This is a genomic window from Nostoc sp. UHCC 0251, assembly GCF_034932245.1.
GTDB lineage: Bacteria > Cyanobacteriota > Cyanobacteriia > Cyanobacteriales > Nostocaceae > Nostoc.
Genome location: NZ_JAYGHD010000295.1, coordinates 15,323 through 34,759 on the forward strand (window position 1 = coordinate 15,323; position 19,437 = coordinate 34,759).

Genomic DNA, 19,437 nt, shown 5'->3' on the forward strand with positions numbered 1-19,437 from the left:
GCAACTCAAGTTAAGTTAAAAGAGATGCCTGTCTGCTAATTAGCAAACAGGCATGTATTTTAGTACAAAGTTTGGTTGAGAATCGGTTAAATCTTAGCAGTAGAATCAACTGAAGGTTGAGACTGATTAACCGAATCTAACTTTTGCAAAAGCACTAGATTTTGTGCTTTTATATTAGTGTTGATTGTTGCTTGCAAAAATGGGGTATTGGAGATGGAATTATTAGCCAAAGTAAACAGTGGATTTGACAAAATCCCTGCTACTGTAGTGGCAATTAATGTTACTACCAACCCGACTTGCAAAGGTCTTAGCCCAGGCAAATCCCAACGCACTTGGGGATAATTCTTCACCGCGTCCGACATTTCATGGGGTTCTTTGACTACCATCATCTTAACTACGCGAATGTAGTAATAGATGGAGACGACGCTGGTAACTAAGCCCAGCAAGACTAACCAATAAAGTCCTGCTTGCCAACCAGCCCAAAATAAGTAAATCTTGCCGAAAAATCCTGCCAATGGTGGAATACCACCCAAGGAAAGCAGGGAAATACTCAATGCCAGTGTTAGGAGTGGGTCTTTTTGATATAAACCAGAGTATTCGGCAATCTGGTCGGTTCCTGTCCGCAATGAGAACAGGATGATGCAGGTAAAGCCGCACAGGTTCATGAACAGATAAACCAGTAGGTAAAATATCATACTGGCATAGCCCGCCTGTGTACCAGCAATCAAGCCAATCATCACAAACCCAGCTTGGGCAATGGATGAATAAGCTAGCATCCGTTTCATGCTGGTTTGAGCTAGGGCAACTACATTACCCAAAATCATGCTGAGAACGGCTAGAGCTGTGAAGACAAACCTCCACTCGTCAGCAACAAGAGGGAAGGCTGTTGTCAGCAAGCGGATGGCTAGGGCAAACCCAGCTGCTTTGGAACCGACAGATAAAAAGGCTATGACTGGGGTGGGAGCGCCTTCATAAACGTCTGGTGTCCACTGGTGGAAGGGTGCAGCGGAGATTTTGAAGCCAATACCCGCGATCGCAAATACCAGGGCAATCACTAAACCTAAAGATTGTCCCACTTTTGCTGTGGCAATGCCATTAGCGATCGCACTTAGTTCGGTTTGTCCTCCAGATAGTCCATACAGCAGGGATACACCGTACAAAAATATTGCTGTACTGGAAGCTCCAATTAACAAGTATTTCAGCGCCGCTTCATTGGAGCGGGGGTCACGCTTAGTATAACCTGTCAACAAGTAAGAGGAGATACTCAGGGTTTCTAGGGAGATGAAAATCATCACCAACTCACTAGCCCCGGATAAAAACATCCCTCCTAGAGTAGCACTCAGCAAAATAGCGATGAATTCGGCTAAAGCAGTGCCGCTCTGCTCAACGTAGCGAATTGACATCAGTATAGTGGCGATCGCAGACAAGGCAATAATACCGCGAAAGACGATACTCAGGTCATCACTGTTAAAGCTACCGGTAAAACCGATGGGATTAGGAGAGTCCCATTGAAAATAGAGGGCGACAATCGAAGCAAATAAACCTGCGATCGCTAGATATCCAATCCAGCGTGCGGATGTACGCCCCAAAATCAAATCAACAATCAAAACCCCCAAGAGGGTGAGAATAACAATCCCCTCTGGCAAAATCGTTCCAGCGTTTAGCTGGGATGCAATATTAGCAAAATCCATGAGATGTATAGGTTTTGGGGATTAGACATTAAGGCTAACTCTGTTCACTCTAGCAAGTTTTCTAATCCCCGGACTAGCTCTTTTAACAAGAGCTTAACAGCTTGGGTGCAGATGGCGATCGCACCAACCTTACTACTTTACCAGCAGCTTTCTCAGTATCCAGGGATTCACTTAACAACTTTCCTACTTCGTTTTTCAGGCGTGACTTTTAGCAAATATCATCAATAATTATGCTGCAACCAGTGCGATACTTACGTACAAAAAGCTTATAAAATTAATAAGGGCACAGCAATGCTGTGCCCCGATAATATTTATAACTCCTAAGTTTATTAAAAACCGACGGATGGCAGCTTGCCTTGTAATGACTGAAATTTAGACTGAACACAGTTGGCACAATTGCAACCAAGTTGATCAATAATCGGATTAGATGTTTGAATCAAGTATGGTGTTGCCAGATCGGGAATTTGTTGTGTAGAAACTACCGTCATAATTTGGGTAGCATAAGCAGATTTCAGGCTGGATGCGTGTGCTGGATTGACTATCAGCAACATGGATACCAGAAATGTAGGACAAGCAAGTAAAATCAGTTTGACTATGTTCATAATTTACACAAAGATACCTTTGCTGATACAGCATAGCCAATAAATTGCCGAGGTTCAACATTTAATTACTTGAGTATTGCTTAACTACGCCCGAATCCTTGACCTCGCAAAACCTTTGACCATACAAGTAATTCGCCATTCTCACCGCCTGCGGCCAGTAACTTCCCTTGGGGATGCCAAGCTAAAGTGGAAAATCCTGCTGAGACACCTGTGATAATTTGGGATACCTCCTTGGCTTTGTTCCACAAACACAACCAGCCATCAGCAGCAGCAGAAGCGAGAAGGAAGCTTTTAGGTGCAAAGGCGATCGCATTAATCACACCCACATGATTTGTTAATACTCGCGCTTCCCAACCTAAAGAATCATCCTCTAGCTTTTCCCACACCACAATACCTTCAACGCTAGAAGATGCCAGTATTGGCGCACCTAGTTTCGTAGTAGCTTCTGACCATGCCAATTGGCGAATTTTACCAGGGAAGCCGCGCATTACCCAAGGATCGGGGTTGTTCCATTCCAAAACGGTGACACTACGATCCATGTTGCCAGAAGCCAGGAATTTGCCATCGGGCGACCAAGCCATCGCTACGCTGACAGTAGTCATATCTAGGTTATATGGTTCTTCATCCCAGTTTTGACTGTGCCAAATTTTGACTCCCTTGTAACCACTAATGGCTAGGTATTGCCCATCAATGCGCCAATCAATGGCCAAAACTGACGAGTTTTCAAAATTCAGCGTCACGACAATTTCACGAGTATCTGCATCCCAAACTTGGACGTAACGCCCCAAACTAAAAGCTAGTTGGTTACTGGTGTAATTCCAAGCTAGCTTGTCAACCCATGCGGGGGCATTTTCCAAGGTGGCGATTAATTCAGTATTCTGCCAAATTTTCACTTGTCCATCTTGTCCACCAACGGCTAAAAATTTTCCATCTGGTGAAAAAGCTAGACAGTCTACTGATTTACCGTTACCAGTTTGTAAACTTGTAAGTTCGCCATTATTCCACAAAACTACTTCCCCGGCGGCAGAAGTTGCTGCTAAAGTTTTACCTTGTGGCGACCAAGCGATCGCAGTTACATAATCTGAAAGTGTCCCCGAATAGTGTTGTTCAAATTCCTTAGATTTGCTGGTTGTTGAGTTCATATTTGTAAAGGGGGAGTGGGGAATGGGGAATGGGGAATAGGGAATGGAGAATGGAGAATGGTAAATTCCCTACTCCCTACTCCCCACTCCCTATTTAAGCTAGACAAGCGAGAAAATCTTGCTTGAGTTGCGCTGCATCAAGGTTGCGACCGATGAATACTAGTTCGTTTTTGGGGGTTTCGCTTGCTTTCCAGGGGCGATCGGGTTTGCCATCAAATATCATGTGTACTCCTTGGAATACAAATCGATTATCTTCTCCAGCAATATTTAAAATGCCTTTCATCCGAAAGATATCTGGCCCTTGGGTACGAAGTAACTCCGAAAGCCAAGTGTTTAATTTTTCTCCATCCACTGCACCTGCTTCTACTAAAGCCACAGAAAAGACGCTTTCATCGTGTACGTGGGCATCTTCGCCTAAGAAATCTGGATCAATTTCTAATGCACGATCTAAATCAAAGGCTTTTACACCTAATAAAGCATCCATTCCTAGTTCAGAATTTTGGGTACGGTAGATTTTTGCGATCGCATTCATCGCCCGAATCCGTTTCTCCAATTCATTCAACTCTTCTGGCGCTACCAAATCTGTTTTATTAAGTAAAATTACATCGGCAAAAGCAATCTGTTCTTGTGCTTCGTCTGCATCCCAGTGCTGCGAGATGTGCTTGGCATCTACGACTGTCACCACCGCATCTAAAGACAATTGACTTTGCAAATCTTCATCAACAAAAAATGTTTGAATCACTGGTGCAGGATCGGCTAATCCAGTCGTTTCAATTACTAAATGGTCAAATTTATCGCGCCGCTTCATCAAATTGCCAATGATGCGAATTAAATCGCCGCGCACTGTGCAACAGATACAGCCATTATTCATTTCAAATATTTCTTCATCTGCATCGATAATCAATTGATTATCAATACCCACTTCCCCAAATTCATTAACAATCACAGCAACTTTTTTGCCGTGTTCGTAGGTGAGGATGTGATTGAGTAGAGTCGTTTTACCTGCTCCCAAATAGCCTGTAAGAACAGTAACGGGAACTGAATTGTTGATTACGTCAGCCACCATACTCTGAATTCCTCTTGTCTCACCTTATGGATAATCATTATCGCCCATGATAAATCTTTTTATATTTTTGTGCGAACTTGCTGTTATTTTGAGTTTCAGCAAAATCATTACATAGTTTAATGAACAAACATTTTATTTTTATGCATCTGTAATAAGTAATAGATATTCAAAAGTTGGCTGGCAATATTGCATACAAGCCAACACCCTGCGGTAAGTCGCAGGTTAATACCTTGACAATCTGACTACTAAAATGATAATCATTATCTCAGGCAAAAAAATTATACTTTGATGGAGTAGCGTGGTGGTTTCAAAAAACACTACCGACTTGAGAAAGCAATTAACTCAAGCAGGACAAGCATCTGCGTCTATTGCAATAAGCTTTTTTATCGTTGCACCGTTGGTTTTATCTACCGCTTTGACACCCGCACAAGCAGATGATACTCATAATCATTCAGAAGAAACGGGCTTTTATATTGGGTTAGATGGTTTGGAGGCTCTCTCTACAGGGACATACGCAGGTTTGGAGAACCCTAACTATAATCGTTTGACCCTTCTGTTTGCACACAGGAATGAAGACACGCCGGAATCTAGCCATTTCCACGGCATTGGTGCTTATAGCTACTCAGGGTCATTAGATAACCCAACCATTAACCCAACCAATACAAATAACCGAATTCCTGAGTCATACTCAGAACAACCGCCGCTAACATTATTACCTGGCACAGGGTTGTATACTGGTCGTTTGATTAGTACTGCAACAGATAAGGAATATAGCAATCTGACAATAGAACCTATAGCGTCTCTAAAAACTTCAAAAGAATTAGACAACCAGTATTTGTTTAATAGCTCTAATGGTCGTTGGCAGTCGTCTCTTGAGGGTGCAAATATTGGTTTACAATTAGCGTCAATTAGTAATGGATTGAATATTGGCGATTCAGCAGGCGTTGATATTGTCAAGTCAGTCGGTGATCTTTACACAATCGGCAGTGGTGATAATTTTTCGTTCACCCCTACTTTTTGGACTGATGCTGCTGCACCACTGGGAAGTTATTCTGCATCATTCAAATTAGTGGATTTAGGCACTGATAATCACCGTATTCCCTTTAAAGAGTCTGGCACTTTCAATTTTGATTTTGAAGTCAAGGCAGTGCCTGAGTCATCAACTGTTCTTGGTCTTGGTATAGTCGGTTTACTAGCGCTTTCTCTGTCTCGCTTGCAAAAACTTACTCGCAGTAGCTTGAACTAATCTAATCTCGCACCAAGATGCAAAACGATTCTTTGCGTCTTGGTGCGAGGATTTAATTTTCTGGAGAGAACAAAAAATCTTGAACTGCTTCTAAAACAACTGCTGGGTATTCTTCATGTAGTCCCAGAGAACCAGGGATAACAACGCTTCTCACTCCTGGTAAGGCTACCAAAGCGTTCATTTCTTCTCGTGATTTGGGGGGGCTAGATTCCCCAACTACTACCATGAGCGGTACGGTTAAAGACTGCACAAGTCCCAGAAAATCAGATTGTTCGTGTACAGCATCGAGATTACCAGTTACAAAGGCAGCAGATGCAAATCGCGCTCCTGGTTGTTGAGTCGTTTGCCATTTCTTCTCGATGAAACTGGGTGTAATTTTAGCCGCGTCAGTAAATACATGACGGCGATACATCAAACTTAAGAAGGATGGGGTAGTGTTGAGTTTGTAGAGAGCTTGACCAAGTATAGGCGATCGCACCAATTCTCTCACAAAGCCAGCTATTTGCTGACTTGCCCCCATTGTCGGCAAAGGCCCACGCCAAGTAGGAGCTAACAATAAAATTCTTGAGAAAGTAGCAGGTTGTTTGACAGCTAATTGTAAAACATAACTAGCAGTATGGCCAGCCGCTACCACAGTAATGGGAGTATTAAAAATAGCTTTGACAAAATCTTCCAGAAAGTGCTGATATATTTCTGGTCGGTAATTCAAGCTAGGGCGAGAAGATTCACCAAAACCTGGCCAGTCTACGGCTACAACTTGAAAATTGGGAGCTAGTAACCTGGCAAGTTCACCCATTTCTAAGCGAGTTGAAACACTGCTGAAAGATGGTAGAAGCAATAGCGGTGAACCTTTACCAAGGGTTTCATAAACAACGCGCAATTGCTGATTTTCCCAATTCCAGAGATATTCTTGAACTACTCCACCAAAGCCAACAGCAGCAGGAGTAGATAATAAATTGGTTGACATAAGACTAAATTTTGGTAATTGTACGTTTTTTGTCATTTGTCAGTTGTCCTTTGCAAATGACCAATGACCAATGACTAATGACAAATGACCAAGTTTAGCTAGGCAAATCTAACTTACATTCCAATGCTTTTTTTTGCATGGTTTTAAAAATATTGTAAAATCCATTAGCACGGGAAGGTGTCAGGCTAACATTTAAACCTGTTTCTTGAATAAAATCTGGGGTAAGTTGGACAATCTCAGTTGGCGTTAGTCCATGTAATCCTTCAACCAGAAGCCCTACTAATCCTTTAGTTAACTGAGAATCGGAATCGCCCTGAAACACAACCTTACCATCATCCAAGGTTGCTGTGATATAAACTTGAGATACGCAACCAGGAACTTTATTTTCAGGTAATTTATCAGCTTCTGGGAACTCCTTGAGCTTCTGAGCATACCAGATTAGCTGTTCGTAGCGCCGCTTCGGTTCGGAAGCGCGTTGAAAGCGCTGGACAATTTTAGCGAGCGCAGGTGGCAAAGAATCTAGAGTTGAGGACATAACAGAAGCTGAAAACGATCGGTACCACTTTGAGTGTAGATTATCTTTAGAGCGATGCCTACGGCGGTCACTGAGCGCAGCGTCTCGCAGAGAAGTGCAGGCTACGCCTACGCGCCTCCGGTTGACTTGGCATTATGAAGCTTGCCACTACTGAATATAATTTATCAAATCCAGATAATTACTGCGTAGGCGCAGCCCAACCTAGACATCGCATTCATCTTCGTCAGTTTTTTTGATGCGTCTAATTACAAAAACTTAATTTTTTTATAGGTAGGCTTTAACAGCAACTCTAAAGGAGTTACGGTTGTATCAGTATAGACTTATTGCTATTACGTAAGTATGGGGTATGGCAAAATCAGATGTAATTAGCTTTTAACTAAGTAGCTAGGTAATAATCAACAATTAAAAATTAAAAATCAAAAAAAAATTCTGATTTTTAATTTTTAATTTCTCTCCCTTAGGGATTAATTCGTAGTTTGTGCAGCTAGCATCTGCTTCAGCTTTTCTAATTCCGAAGCCCAACGTGGATCTGGACGAATAGCGTCTGAATCGGTTGTTGTAGTGCTGTTTTCACGAGAACCTCCACCGCCACCGCCGCCACGACGAGGCTTCTTAGAGCTTTTCTCGCGGCGGCTACCTTCTCTAGTAGGCATAGGAGTGGGGGTACTACTAGCAGCAGTAACTGGTTTGGGAGCTTGCTCGTCGCCCTCTTCACCCTTTGTCCGAGGTAATGCTTTCTCTAGCTTAATGGGAGTGTCTTTGAACATCTGACCATTATATTTTTCAATAATTTCGTCAGCTTGTTCGTCGTTGTTAACTGTCAGAAAACCGAAACCACGGCATTTGCCAGTTTTACGGTCTTTAATTAATTTAGTAGTTACAGCATCACCTTCTGCTGCAAAAACTGCTTGCAGATCCTGACGATCTATTTCTTCTTTAGGCAAATTACCTATATATAGGCGAATGGACATGAACTATACCTCCAGAGTTGAATGAACATGGCAAGGTAAGAAAACAATAACTTGGCTTTGGCTTTTAAATAGATGCTATTGACCAAGACTGCCATCAACCAATTTTTTTTGCTCGAAACTGTTAACCTATACAACAATACAGTTTTTCGTCGGGATCAAGCTTGTTTAATCCAAAGGCCCACACTATGGTGAGCTAATAACACCTTAATTCTAAGAATTGTAAATTTAATAGCCTATTGCCTGCTAAAGTACACGCTTTCTTCCATGCCTTTTTCGCAGAATCAAATACCATTCCTTACATTACCACGGTATTTTCTACGTAGCTAGTTTAGCGCATACATTTCCGACATTAGTATTGTTGCATCGTAACATAAAACACATTTTTTATTCAAGTGAGCATATTTTGAAACAAAAACCAGCCATTGGCTGGTTAATTTCCTGCTGTGTTGGGAGGATAAAAAGGTATGGAGCGGGGGAAAAGCATCCGATTTCACAACTAAGTTGTAGTACTGAGTTATATCGGCTGCTATTGTTCGTGTAAATAAATGTAACACTTTCAAAGAAAACCTGCAACTTTTCTTTACATTCCAATTTGTCCTTTGTCTTTTGCTAATGACCAATGACTAACCAGTGAGAAAAACATATGCGCCCCAAGCCTGTGCTGCAACTGCCAAAAAAGTAGACCAAATAGGATGCGGGCTATGAATGGTTTTTCCACTTTGGGTTTCCAGGGTTTGGATATCGATCCAAGGTGTTGCTCCTCGCCGGAACCAACCTGTGACGATAATTTGCCGCCCGATTAGATCCTGGTGATTGACTGACTGTCCTAGCCAAGAAATGTGGTGTAATTTCACTAAACCTGCGCTGGATTGGAGGATTAAATCTTGCGCTAGGGAATTGCTACTGCCTTGACGACCTAATAATTTACCTACAAGACGCACGCTGACGCTATCAATTGGTAGAGCAGAAGGGTCAGCTAACAGGTTGGGTAAGTAGTCGTCAGTTTGCACAGTGACAGGTTTAATATCGGGGAAAAAAGAATTAATCCGCATCACTGTACCAATGCTAAAGCCAATCAGAAGGCAGCCTGTAATGAAAGACCAATCTTCATATATCCACTTTAGATTTAAAAACTTGAGTGCGAATGCTAGTTGCCAGGTTAACCAGACTAAAGCTGCAAACAGAACCCCTAGAGGAATTCCCAGCCAGGGGGCGATGTGTAATAAAAAAGACTGACGCTTAACCTTTGATGGTTCGCTTGCAAAATGTAGTTCGGTGTCTAGATGCCAGTGACGGGCTATTTGGCAGAGGCGTTCGATGCGATCGCCCATTAAAGGATGACTATTATTAATCGTAAACCATCGGCGATAGGGATTGGCAGTATCCCACTTCAAAAATGATTCAAAGGATAAATTACTGGCAATAGTGCCCAAAGAAAGGCTTTGTAGGTGGCTAACTGGTATCAAGAAATTTAAGCTTTCTAGCTGCCAACTGGTCTCTTCCTGTTTTTGGATATCAGCTGCAATGCCAATGGCGATTTTGAGTAAAGCGCGAATCAGGGCATTGGGATTACCAGTAATTTCAGAGGCGACGCGATCGCTATAATAAAGCCGCAACCGCGACAACCACAATGCAGTCCCAGTCAGCAAACACCAAACTCCATAAACGAGACTCGCCAGAATTGTCAGCGGCCAGCGCCAAATCCCTGATATTTTGTCTCCCCACTGCGACACTTGCTGATATAGCTTATAAATTGGTAGTGTCACCAGCAGCAACAAAGACATCACAGCAAAATCCCAGTGAGCAATATGCCCTAGCTGCGTAGCGTAGATAATTGCAATTTCATCATCTGCCAGTTGCTCTAATAACCCCTGACTCACAACAATCCTGGCATTACGTGGTAAGCTACCATAAGTCAGGATAATTGGTGCAGCCATTGGTAAAATCCGCAGTTTGGGTAACGGCCAGTGCCGCTGTTGGCAACAACGTTGTAGCACCCGGACGGCTTCGCGGCTATGGGCATTCAATACATCTTTGCTAAATTCTCGCTGACCATACAAGTTCGCCAGTAGCAGATCCAGCAACCAAGGTGATACTGCGATCAGAATCACCAATGCTATTAGCAAGAATTTAGTAGGATCGCGGTATAAAAGCTGTAACGGCTCCAGATAGGGTAGTTTAACTAAAGTCTGGTTGATGAATCCAAATGCTAACTTGAAGATTTCCCGAATCACCCAAAACAGGGCAATGAATGTTCCTGCTGTCAGCAACCGCAAGGGAATTAATTTCGGTTTACGTAAGGGTTGCCATGCTTTGGCGCGTTGTGCTTGCCGCCAATAAATGACACCAAATAATTTAGCTTGGGTGCGGGTAACAGAACCCATGAAACCGCTTAGAGGGACAGCCGATGGTGGTGGCGGTGGTGGTGTTGTTACTGTAGATTTGAGTCTACCTAGTGGCACCATCGGCGGGGTATTGTCGCTCTTGGTTTCTATTACTTGATCTTCTGGCTTTTCCTCTAATGTAGGAGTTTCCGCGGGGGTAACTGGGGGAGAATCTGGAGTTGAATTAGCAAAAGCAACAAATCCAGTTTCGACATTTTTTGATTCTTGATCGCGTTTTTTACGTTTTGTCAGGTGTTCGAGAGCGCGTGTTGCCCACTCTTGAACTTGCGGATTGTTACTCTCAATGAGATTCTGGGAAATAGCGATCGCTTTGGGAACTTCGCCAGTGCGAGCATAAGCCATCACTAAACCAACCTGGGCTTGTAAGCTAGCAGTACCATTACTTTGGCTACTAGCAACAGGTTCTAGTTGAGCGATCGCTGTTTGGTAATTCCCCTGCTTGAGGGCAACTAAACCAGCCTCCAAAGACGGTTTGGCATGTGAAGGCATACAAATTCTGGCACTCCAATCTCTTCTATATGATCCACGTTTGTGCAAAAGCGCGAACCTCGGATGCCGTGGAAATCAACCGCGCTCAAGTTTTGCTTGTCAAGTGAATGATAAAGATTGAATTCAGAAGTCAGGAATCAGAATTCAGTTGGCTCTTTTGTAGGACTAATTCAGAATTCTGTATTCTGTATTCTTCTTCATTCCTTCACTGGTTGTTGACTAGAAAATACTGGAGCGATCGCGCTTAATTTTAACTCTGGATGGTCGCCCAGCAACTGTTGACAATTCCATTCATTGCGGAATAGCAGCACTGGCCGTTCCATACTGTCTTTAACTGTAGTGGTATTGAATATCCGTCCCACTTTTTCTAATGCTTCCCAACCACCTTCAACCCAACGGGCGACACTATAGGGCAATAACTCTAATATGGTTTCTACACCATACTCGTTTTGTAAGCGAAATTGCACTACCTCGAATTGCAACTGACCCACCGCCGCCAAAATTGGATCGCGCTTGGCTTCATCAGTTGAATACATAATTTGCACAGCACCTTCTTCTCGCAATTCCGCAATGCCTTTTTGGAATTGTTTAGACTTCGAGGGGTTGGGATTCCTCAGAGATGCAAACAGTTCCGGCGAAAAATACGGAATTCCCTCATATTCCAGCTTTTGTCCCGTGTAAATTGTATCCCCGATCGCAAAAACACCGGGATTGTTCAAACCGATCACATCGCCAGGATAAGCCACATCAATAGATTCTCGCTCTTGGGCAAAGAGTTTTTGCGGGCGAGACAGACGGATGAGTTTACCGATGCGGGCGTGATTCACCATCATATCTTTTTCAAACTTACCAGTGCAAACCCGGATAAATGCGACGCGATCGCGGTGTTTCGGGTCCATATTCGCTTGCAGTTTGAAGACAAACCCCGAAAATTCCGGGTATGTAGGAGCAACTTCGCCAAGACTGCTGTAGTGAGAACCGGGTTTGAGGGCATAGTCGAGGAAGTATTTAAGGAATAACTCTACCCCAAAGTTAGTCATGGCGCTACCAAAGAACACAGGCGTCATTTTGCCTTCGTGTATCAACTGTAAATCTAGCTCTGGCCCAACTCCATCTAACAGTTCCAGATCATTTTTCAGTTGGTGATACAGGCTTTGTTCTAGCTGTTCTTCTATTCTCGGATCGCCTAATTCGACTATCGTATCACGGGCTTCTCGGCTGCCGTGGGCGCTGCGTTCAAACAAGTGAATTTGTTGCTTGTGCCGATCAAAAACACCTTTAAAGCGATCGCCCATCCCAATCGGCCAGTTTACCGCATAGGTTTGCAATCCCAATTCTTGCTCAATTTCATCCAACAATTCCAGAGGTTCTCTTCCTGGGCGATCAAGCTTGTTGATAAATGTAAAAATCGGGATACCCCGCAACTTACACACTTCAAACAATTTGCGGGTTTGGGGTTCCAAACCTTTTGCCGCATCAATCAACATTACTGCATTATCGGCGGCGGCGAGGGTGCGATAAGTATCTTCACTGAAATCTTGGTGTCCGGGGGTATCTAATAAATTTATCTGACAGTTCCGGTATTCAAATTGCAACACTGTGGAGGTAATAGAAATACCCCGTTGTTGCTCCATCGCCATCCAGTCAGAGGTAGCCTTACGCTGTGCCCGTCGCGCCTTCACCGCCCCAGCTTCGTGAATTGCACCTCCGTATAGCAGCAGCTTTTCTGTTAGTGTAGTTTTACCCGCATCGGGGTGAGAAATAATCGCAAAGTTGCGGCGAAGTTCAACTGCTTGAATAAGTTCAGACTGAAGTTCAGTAGACATAAGTGTATTTGTTTGTTAGCTAACTTAATTTTTTTGACTCTAGTAAGTCTTTTAATCTTAAGACAACGATGCTCGTGATAGGGTCGTAATATAACCAACAATTTGACTAAATAGGAGAAAAGAATGTACGACACAGACAAGCGAAAGCTTCTATCTGGCTTATCGCATGGAGCCATTTTTCTCAGCACGACATTGGTATCTGTAGGTATACCTATTGCGATACTGTTCGTATCTGATGATCCTGTTGTTAAAGAAAACGCCAAAGAATCTATCAATTTCCACTTTAACGTCTGGCTTTATGGAGGAATTCTGGGAGCGCTGTTTTTTCTATTAGGTTGGTTGGTGTTACCCTTATTAGTGCTGGGGCCACTAGCGGGTATCGGATATTTGTTGCACTGGGGATTAACAATTTGGGCGCTCATCGGAGTTCTCAGCAATCCTGATGTACCCTTCCGTTATCCCTATATTTTTCGATTTCTGTAGCACAAATTCTCATCGGGCATTGCAAATTGGGAATTGTCGGGTCTTTTCTATTAAGCTGTTGAGCCTTGAGTTTGCACACACCCAATCGCCAGGATTTCGCCAACAGGGAATTTTACCATTTTGAATTTTGAATTGCTTACTATGTTGTTTTTTTTCCAGCCCGTCGGATAGATGCAACCAAGCTGTAGAATACAAAATTGCCCTACAACTTGATTAAGAGTAGGGCAAAGGACAGTTAAGCACTGTTTGTAGTCTGTCTGACGGCAGGGAAATTTTAGCCTGCTTTTGTGACGCTTTGTTTTGTGTCCCTTTGCGTTGTTTTTCTTCATAAAATTTTATGTTTCCTACACATCGCCCCCGTCGTCTGCGTACTCATCCTCAACTGCGCCGGATGGTTCGTGAAACTGTTTTAACAACAAATGATTTAATTTACCCACTATTTGCCGTACCGGGTGAGGGAATCGCTAACGAAGTAAAATCAATGCCCGGAGTCTACCAACTTTCGGTAGATAAAATTGTCGAAGAGGCAAAAGAAGTTTATGACTTAGGAATTCCTTCTATTATTTTATTTGGTATTCCGGCTGATAAAGATGTGGATGCCACTGGCGCTTGGCATGATTGCGGTATCGTCCAAAAAGCAGCGACTGCGGTAAAAGCAGCAGTGCCAGATTTGATTGTAATTGCTGATACTTGTTTATGTGAGTACACCAGTCACGGTCATTGTGGTTATTTACAAACTGGTGATTTAACGGGACGAGTTTTAAATGACCCAACTCTGGAATTGTTGAAAAAAACAGCAGTTTCTCAAGCGAAAGCCGGTGCCGATATCATTGCGCCTTCTGGGATGATGGATGGCTTTGTTCAGGCAATTCGCGTGGGTTTGGATGAAGCCGGATTTCAAGACACGCCGATTTTGTCTTATGCTGCTAAGTATGCTTCGGGTTACTATGGCCCATTTCGGGATGCAGCAGACTCGACACCGCAATTTGGGGACAGAAGGACTTACCAAATGGACCCAGGTAACGCCCGCGAAGCGATTAAAGAAATTGAACTAGATATCGCTGAAGGTGCTGATATGCTCATGGTTAAGCCAGCCTTGGCATACATGGACATTATCTGGCGGGTGAAAGAAGCGAGTAACTTACCAGTTGCCGCTTACAATGTTTCTGGTGAGTATGCGATGGTGAAAGCTGCGGCTCTCAATGGTTGGATTGATGAAGAACGCGTGGTTATGGAAACTTTAACTGGGTTTAAACGGGCTGGTGCAGACTTGATTTTGACTTATCATGCTAAAGATGCGGCGCGATGGTTAAAGTAGGATAGACATATTGAATACTAATTTATGGGGAAATCTCACGCAGAGGCGCAAAGACGCAGAGTTGTGTTTTGGTGTTTGGGCGTGAGATTCTTTGTATTTTGGGTTTGGCTGGTGCGAAATTCAAACAAAATCTAACTAATCCACGTTATACTTGTCATACGTGTATTGCGAGTATGATAAAAGTTATGCTCAGTGTCAGGCTGGATGAAGAAACAGAACGGCAGCTAGCCGATATTTTAGCTCACGAGCAAACCGAAAAGAGTGAATTGATCCGACGCTTAATTGCTGAACGCTGGCTAACCTTACAAGCGGGTAAAACTTTGGTAGAGAGGCGGGGTGGACACCCTGAACATCTTCTACAAGATGCACCAATGGATTTATCGGAACGCTCAAACCGTAAGAAAGCGATCGCTCAATATCTCAACAAGCGCCATTCATGACCTACTATCCGCTTATACTCGCAGATAGCGGTTTTTTGTTTGCGTACTACAGCGCCAGAGATCAGTATCACCAACAGGTGCGTCGCTTCTTTGAAAACTGTACTTCCAGGCTGGTAACTACGCCTATTTGTATTGCAGAAGTGGTATGGTTGCTGAACCTTGATTGGCGTACACAAAACGAGTTTCTTCTAGATGTTGCTAAACAACTCTATGAGTGTGAGCAAATATTACCGCAAGATTTTTCGCGTATTGCTGAGTTGAATACTCAGTACAGAGATTTACCAGGGGATTTTGCAGATTTATCCTTGATTGTCATTTCGGAACGCTTAGATATTGCTGCGATCGCCACCTTGGACAGTGATTTTAATATTTATCGACGTTATCGGAAAAAACCTTTTGAGCGGGTGTTTTAGGGATGCAAAGTCTCCGACAAACACTGAGTTTTGTCAGAAGCTGACAAAGCATATTTTTCGTACATTGTCAATGCTATAGTACATATATAAATAGAGAATTCTCTCGTCTGCCAGAGTGGAAAGCGATCGCTCATAAAACCTCTAAAATCTAAATTAAATAGCTTTGATCTAGTTATGGCAATTACTCGCTCTACGCTTGGGGCGGTTCATTTAAAAAACCCAATCTCTAACTAGTGCGATCGCTCACCGTATTTGCGACAGCAGCACGATAAAATTCTATAACCATAATCGTACAAAAAGGTCTAAATGGCAGAAACATTATTCTTCAACGCCTTACGGGAAGCCATTGATGAAGAAATGGCGCGTGATTCCAGCGTATTCGTTCTCGGTGAAGACGTAGGACACTACGGCGGTTCCTATAAAGTTACCAAAGACCTGTACCAAAAATATGGCGAACTCCGCATTCTAGACACCCCCATCGCTGAAAACAGCTTTACTGGCATGGCAGTGGGAGCAGCGATGACTGGGTTACGTCCCATCATTGAAGGCATGAATATGGGCTTTTTACTGCTCGCCTTCAACCAAATATCCAATAACGCTGGGATGCTGCGCTATACTTCTGGCGGTAACTTTAAAATTCCTATGGTGATTCGCGGTCCTGGGGGTGTTGGACGGCAGCTAGGCGCAGAACATTCCCAGCGACTAGAAACTTACTTCCAAGCTGTGCCAGGGTTGAAGATTGTTGCCTGCTCCACACCAAGAAACGCCAAAGGACTACTAAAATCTGCTATCCGCGATGATAATCCTGTGTTGTTCTTTGAACACGTTTTACTTTACAACTTGAAAGAAGATTTACCAGAAGAAGAATATTTGCTACCGCTGGATAAAGCAGAAATGGTGCGCGAGGGTAAGGATGTCACAATTATTACTTATTCTCGGATGCGGCATCATGTGCTTCAAGCCGTAAAAACTCTTGAAAAACAAGGATATGATCCAGAAGTTATCGATTTAATATCTCTCAAACCATTAGATTTTGATACCATTGGTGCATCAGTAAGAAAAACCCATAAAGTCATTGTTGTGGAAGAATCCATGCGAACTGCCGGCATTGGAGCAGAAGTCATCGCCTCAATAAACGATCGCTTATTTGATGAATTGGATGCGCCAGTACTACGGCTTTCTTCCCAAGATATTCCCACACCTTACAACGGCAATCTGGAACGACTAACAATCATCCAACCAGAGCAAATTGTGGAAGCTGTGGAAAAAATGGTAGCTTTGCGAGTCTAGGAAATAGGGAATAGGGAGTAGGGAATAGGGAAGAAATTCAACCCCTACTCCCCACTCCCCATTTTCCAACCCATAACTCCATAAAAGAGCGCTATTATAGCCTTTGTCAGTTGCGAGTTATGGTATGCAAAGACAGCGATCGCTATTAATTTTGATTTTAGTTCTGGTAATCGCCGCTATTGCGGTGATTGCCACAATTCCAATTCCCTTGGGACTGGACCTGCGCGGAGGCTCACAGCTAACAATTCAGGTGAAACCATCCGCGGATATTCCCAAAATCACCGAACGAGAATTGGAAGGTGTAAAGAAAGTTGTCGAAGGTCGGATTAATGGTCTGGGTGTTTCTGAGCCAGTTATCCAAACAGTCGGCGCAGATAAAATATTAGTGCAACTACCAGGAGTTAATGATCCAGAGCAAGCTGAACGGGTGCTAGGGGGTACGGCACAGTTAGAATTTCGCACCCAAAAGCCAAATACAGAAACCCAACTGTTGGCTTTTCAAGCATCTAGAGCCGAATTGAAAGCCAAGCAAGAAGAGTTGAGAAAGAGTACTGATAAAGCGGCAATTGTCAAAAATCAAGAAGATTTGCAAAACAATAATCAAGCGATCGCTGAATTGTTTGAAAGCACCAATCCACCGTTAATTGGCAAATACCTCAAGGATGCTTATGGTGAACCCACTCAAGGTGACAACTGGAACGTTGCCATTCGCTTCGACCAAAAGGGTGGTGAACTGTTTGCCAATTTGACGAAAAATCTTGCCGGGACTGGACGGAGCATTGGTGTTTTTCTGGACAATGAACTGATCAGCGCTCCTACTGTGGGTATAGAATTTGCCGCTACTGGTATTACTGGTGGCGCTGCTGTAATTACAGGACGGTTTACCGCACAGCAAGCTAATGACTTAGGTGTACAGTTACGCGGTGGGGCATTACCCGTACCGGTAGAAATTGCAGAAATTCGCACTGTTGGGGCAACCTTGGGTAAAGACAGTATTACTAGCAGTATCTATGCTGGTATTGGTGGACTAACTTTAGTATTAATATTTATGGTGGTGTACTATAGACTACCAGGACTGATTGCCAATGTAGCACTATTGATCTACGCCCTGCTAACCTGGGCTACCTTTGCTTTGTTGGGCGTCACCCTAACCCTGCCAGGAATTGCCGGTTTTATCCTCAGTATTGGGATGGCGGTGGATGCAAATGTACTAATTTTTGAGCGGACGCGGGAAGAATTGCAAGCAGGCAAATCCCTGTATCGTTCTGTAGAATCTGGTTTTTACCGCGCCTTTTCCAGTATTTTAGATGGCAACGTGACTACAGTCATTGCTTGTGCTGCACTATTCTGGCTAGGGGCTGGTTTGGTGAAAGGCTTCGCTCTAACTTTGGCTTTGGGCGTAGCAGTGAGTATGTTTACAGCAATTACCTGTAGTCGCACCTTAATGTTTTTAGCAATTACAATTCCCACACTCAAGAAACCAGAACTTTTCTGTCCGAACCTGCCAAGATCAAATAAGGCAGAGGTGGCTCAATGAAACTAAGTATTAATAAATCGCGATCGCTTTGGTGGGCTATTTCTAGTGCCATCATTCTGGCTGGTATCATCTCAATGGTGATTTCTTGGCAAAACCCGAACATCAAAGCACCCCTACGTCCCAGTTTGGATTTTGTCGGTGGTACACGATTACAGTTTGAACGAGATTGTACCAAACCCGGTAACTGTGACCAGCCAATTGATATTAATATCGTTCGGGAAGTAGCTAAAGCACAGGGGTTGGGTGATAGCAGTATCCAAATTGTTGCTGACAGAGACACGGGTGGACAAAATGGTATATCAATTCGTACAAAAAACTTAGATCGCGAACAGCGTACCAATTTGCAAAATGCCTTAAGTGAAAAAGTCGGTACTTTTGACGAGCAAAAAAATCAATTTGACACCGTTGGCCCGACTCTAGGGGCAGAACTGTTTAGGTCTGGGGTCATAGCTCTAATAGTTTCCTTTGCAGGCATCATAATTTACTTGAGCTTCCGGTTCCAGTTAGATTATGCATTGTTTGCGATCGTTGCATTATTACATGATGTTTTCATTACGGCAGGGATTTTTTCGATTTTTGGTTTAGTATTGGGTACTGAAGTAGATAGCTTGTTCATCGTTGCTCTACTGACAATTACAGGTTTCTCAGTCAACGATACAGTGGTTATTTACGATCGCATTCGGGAAACCCTCAAGACCAATCCCAACGGAGCGATCGCTGACATTGTGGATGATGCCGTTAACCAAACTTTAGGACGGTCAATCAACACGACCTTTACCACAATGCTGTCATTGTTTGCTATCTTTCTGTTTGGCGGCGAAACTCTGAAAAACTTTGCTTTAGCTCTAATTATTGGCTTTACAGCAGGGGCTTATTCAAGTATTTTCATCGCCAGTACTCTTCTAACTTTATGGCGAGAGCGCAATGGTCAAGCACCTATGGTAGTCAGCGGTGAGTCGATTGATACATCTGCTGGTAACTAATTATTGGGTATTGGGCATTGGGCATTAGTTATT

The 19,437-nt window shown here is 43.3% G+C and carries 19 protein-coding genes; 9 read left to right on the forward strand and 10 right to left on the reverse strand.

Translation table 11 applies throughout. The features are described from left to right. Window positions 1-86 precede the first annotated feature (86 nt). Entirely contained in the window at window positions 87-1,691 is a 1,605-nt protein-coding gene (locus tag VB740_RS21265) for an NAD(P)H-quinone oxidoreductase subunit N (RefSeq protein WP_323201903.1), read from the reverse strand. 3 nt (window positions 1,692-1,694) lie between these two features. On the opposite strand from VB740_RS21265, the gene VB740_RS21270 reads away from it, so the two are divergent. Beyond that, window positions 1,695-1,919 (forward strand): hypothetical protein, encoded by a 225-nt coding sequence (locus tag VB740_RS21270; protein WP_323201904.1) that lies wholly within the window; start codon window positions 1,695-1,697, stop codon window positions 1,917-1,919. Between the two features lie 101 nt (window positions 1,920-2,020). Here VB740_RS21270 and VB740_RS21275 read toward each other — a convergent pair whose 3' ends face one another. From VB740_RS21275 to VB740_RS21285, 3 genes are all read right to left on the reverse strand, one after another. Continuing rightward, window positions 2,021-2,293 (reverse strand): hypothetical protein, encoded by a 273-nt coding sequence (locus VB740_RS21275; RefSeq protein ID WP_323201905.1) that lies wholly within the window; start codon window positions 2,291-2,293, stop codon window positions 2,021-2,023. 80 nt (window positions 2,294-2,373) lie between these two features. After that, a complete protein-coding gene (locus VB740_RS21280) occupies window positions 2,374-3,435 on the reverse strand; it encodes a WD40 repeat domain-containing protein (protein ID WP_323201906.1) in 1,062 nt (353 codons plus the stop codon). Between the two features lie 94 nt (window positions 3,436-3,529). Further along, on the reverse strand, window positions 3,530-4,501 hold the full coding sequence (locus tag VB740_RS21285; protein ID WP_323201907.1) for a GTP-binding protein: 972 nt from the start codon (window positions 4,499-4,501) through the stop codon (window positions 3,530-3,532). 301 nt (window positions 4,502-4,802) lie between these two features. On the opposite strand from VB740_RS21285, the gene VB740_RS21290 reads away from it, so the two are divergent. Further along, on the forward strand, window positions 4,803-5,747 hold the full coding sequence (locus VB740_RS21290) for an all3515 family Zur-repressed PEP-CTERM protein (RefSeq protein WP_323201908.1): 945 nt from the start codon (window positions 4,803-4,805) through the stop codon (window positions 5,745-5,747). Window positions 5,748-5,799: 52 nt separating this feature from the next. On the opposite strand, the gene VB740_RS21295 is transcribed toward VB740_RS21290, so the two are convergent. From VB740_RS21295 to prfC, 5 genes are all read right to left on the reverse strand, one after another. Continuing rightward, on the reverse strand, window positions 5,800-6,714 hold the full coding sequence (locus tag VB740_RS21295; RefSeq protein WP_323201909.1) for an alpha/beta hydrolase: 915 nt from the start codon (window positions 6,712-6,714) through the stop codon (window positions 5,800-5,802). 94 nt (window positions 6,715-6,808) lie between these two features. Then, entirely contained in the window at window positions 6,809-7,249 is a 441-nt protein-coding gene (locus VB740_RS21300) for a SufE family protein (RefSeq protein ID WP_323201910.1), read from the reverse strand. Window positions 7,250-7,713: 464 nt separating this feature from the next. After that, window positions 7,714-8,220 carry an RNA-binding protein gene (locus VB740_RS21305; RefSeq protein ID WP_323201911.1) on the reverse strand — a complete coding sequence of 169 codons (507 nt, stop codon included), beginning with the start codon at window positions 8,218-8,220 and terminating at the stop codon, window positions 7,714-7,716. 623 nt (window positions 8,221-8,843) lie between these two features. Further along, entirely contained in the window at window positions 8,844-11,114 is a 2,271-nt protein-coding gene (locus VB740_RS21310; protein WP_323201912.1) for a M48 family metalloprotease, read from the reverse strand. A 197-nt stretch (window positions 11,115-11,311) separates the two neighbouring features. Then, a complete protein-coding gene (gene prfC / locus VB740_RS21315; RefSeq protein WP_323201913.1) occupies window positions 11,312-12,940 on the reverse strand; it encodes a peptide chain release factor 3 in 1,629 nt (542 codons plus the stop codon). Window positions 12,941-13,063: 123 nt separating this feature from the next. On the opposite strand from prfC, the gene VB740_RS21320 reads away from it, so the two are divergent. Beyond that, window positions 13,064-13,423: a DUF4870 domain-containing protein gene (locus VB740_RS21320; RefSeq protein WP_323201914.1), complete on the forward strand. Its 360-nt coding sequence runs from the start codon at window positions 13,064-13,066 to the stop codon at window positions 13,421-13,423. A gap of 50 nt (window positions 13,424-13,473) precedes the next feature. On the opposite strand, the gene VB740_RS21325 is transcribed toward VB740_RS21320, so the two are convergent. Further along, the gene (locus tag VB740_RS21325) at window positions 13,474-13,752 is read right to left on the reverse strand and encodes a hypothetical protein (protein ID WP_323201915.1); all 279 of its coding nucleotides are present in this window, start codon (window positions 13,750-13,752) and stop codon (window positions 13,474-13,476) included. 8 nt (window positions 13,753-13,760) lie between these two features. Between VB740_RS21325 and hemB the strand changes: the two genes are divergently transcribed. The 6 genes from hemB to secF all read left to right on the forward strand — a co-directional run bounded on the left by hemB (window position 13,761) and on the right by secF (window position 19,404). Further along, window positions 13,761-14,741, forward strand: coding sequence for a porphobilinogen synthase (gene hemB / locus VB740_RS21330; protein WP_323201916.1), 981 nt, complete (start codon window positions 13,761-13,763; stop codon window positions 14,739-14,741). Window positions 14,742-14,926: 185 nt separating this feature from the next. Continuing rightward, a complete protein-coding gene (locus tag VB740_RS21335; protein ID WP_323201917.1) occupies window positions 14,927-15,181 on the forward strand; it encodes a hypothetical protein in 255 nt (84 codons plus the stop codon). Beyond that, the gene (locus VB740_RS21340; RefSeq protein ID WP_323201918.1) at window positions 15,178-15,594 is read left to right on the forward strand and encodes a type II toxin-antitoxin system VapC family toxin; all 417 of its coding nucleotides are present in this window, start codon (window positions 15,178-15,180) and stop codon (window positions 15,592-15,594) included. Before VB740_RS21335 ends, VB740_RS21340 begins: the two co-directional genes overlap by 4 nt. A 306-nt stretch (window positions 15,595-15,900) precedes the next feature. Then, window positions 15,901-16,884, forward strand: coding sequence for an alpha-ketoacid dehydrogenase subunit beta (locus tag VB740_RS21345; RefSeq protein WP_190892814.1), 984 nt, complete (start codon window positions 15,901-15,903; stop codon window positions 16,882-16,884). A 124-nt stretch (window positions 16,885-17,008) separates the two neighbouring features. Next, entirely contained in the window at window positions 17,009-18,421 is a 1,413-nt protein-coding gene (gene secD / locus VB740_RS21350; protein ID WP_323201943.1) for a protein translocase subunit SecD, read from the forward strand. Beyond that, window positions 18,418-19,404: a protein translocase subunit SecF gene (secF, locus tag VB740_RS21355; protein WP_323201919.1), complete on the forward strand. Its 987-nt coding sequence runs from the start codon at window positions 18,418-18,420 to the stop codon at window positions 19,402-19,404. Before secD ends, secF begins: the two co-directional genes overlap by 4 nt. Window positions 19,405-19,437 lie beyond the last annotated feature (33 nt).

Excerpts from the sequence above, each read along its gene's own strand:
- VB740_RS21265 (WP_323201903.1), bottom strand. The coding sequence starts at position 1,691 with ATGGATTTTGCTAATATTGCATCCCAGCTAAACGCTGGAACGATTTTG.
- VB740_RS21270 (WP_323201904.1), top strand. The coding sequence starts at position 1,695 with ATGTATAGGTTTTGGGGATTAGACATTAAGGCTAACTCTGTTCACTCT.
- VB740_RS21275 (WP_323201905.1), bottom strand. The coding sequence starts at position 2,293 with ATGAACATAGTCAAACTGATTTTACTTGCTTGTCCTACATTTCTGGTA.
- VB740_RS21280 (WP_323201906.1), bottom strand. The coding sequence starts at position 3,435 with ATGAACTCAACAACCAGCAAATCTAAGGAATTTGAACAACACTATTCG.
- VB740_RS21285 (WP_323201907.1), bottom strand. The coding sequence starts at position 4,501 with ATGGTGGCTGACGTAATCAACAATTCAGTTCCCGTTACTGTTCTTACA.
- VB740_RS21295 (WP_323201909.1), bottom strand. The coding sequence starts at position 6,714 with ATGTCAACCAATTTATTATCTACTCCTGCTGCTGTTGGCTTTGGTGGA.
- VB740_RS21300 (WP_323201910.1), bottom strand. The coding sequence starts at position 7,249 with ATGTCCTCAACTCTAGATTCTTTGCCACCTGCGCTCGCTAAAATTGTC.
- VB740_RS21305 (WP_323201911.1), bottom strand. The coding sequence starts at position 8,220 with ATGTCCATTCGCCTATATATAGGTAATTTGCCTAAAGAAGAAATAGAT.
- VB740_RS21310 (WP_323201912.1), bottom strand. The coding sequence starts at position 11,114 with ATGCCTTCACATGCCAAACCGTCTTTGGAGGCTGGTTTAGTTGCCCTC.
- prfC (WP_323201913.1), bottom strand. The coding sequence starts at position 12,940 with ATGTCTACTGAACTTCAGTCTGAACTTATTCAAGCAGTTGAACTTCGC.
- VB740_RS21320 (WP_323201914.1), top strand. The coding sequence starts at position 13,064 with ATGTACGACACAGACAAGCGAAAGCTTCTATCTGGCTTATCGCATGGA.
- VB740_RS21325 (WP_323201915.1), bottom strand. The coding sequence starts at position 13,752 with ATGAAGAAAAACAACGCAAAGGGACACAAAACAAAGCGTCACAAAAGC.
- hemB (WP_323201916.1), top strand. The coding sequence starts at position 13,761 with ATGTTTCCTACACATCGCCCCCGTCGTCTGCGTACTCATCCTCAACTG.
- VB740_RS21335 (WP_323201917.1), top strand. The coding sequence starts at position 14,927 with ATGCTCAGTGTCAGGCTGGATGAAGAAACAGAACGGCAGCTAGCCGAT.
- VB740_RS21340 (WP_323201918.1), top strand. The coding sequence starts at position 15,178 with ATGACCTACTATCCGCTTATACTCGCAGATAGCGGTTTTTTGTTTGCG.
- VB740_RS21345 (WP_190892814.1), top strand. The coding sequence starts at position 15,901 with ATGGCAGAAACATTATTCTTCAACGCCTTACGGGAAGCCATTGATGAA.
- secD (WP_323201943.1), top strand. The coding sequence starts at position 17,009 with ATGCAAAGACAGCGATCGCTATTAATTTTGATTTTAGTTCTGGTAATC.
- secF (WP_323201919.1), top strand. The coding sequence starts at position 18,418 with ATGAAACTAAGTATTAATAAATCGCGATCGCTTTGGTGGGCTATTTCT.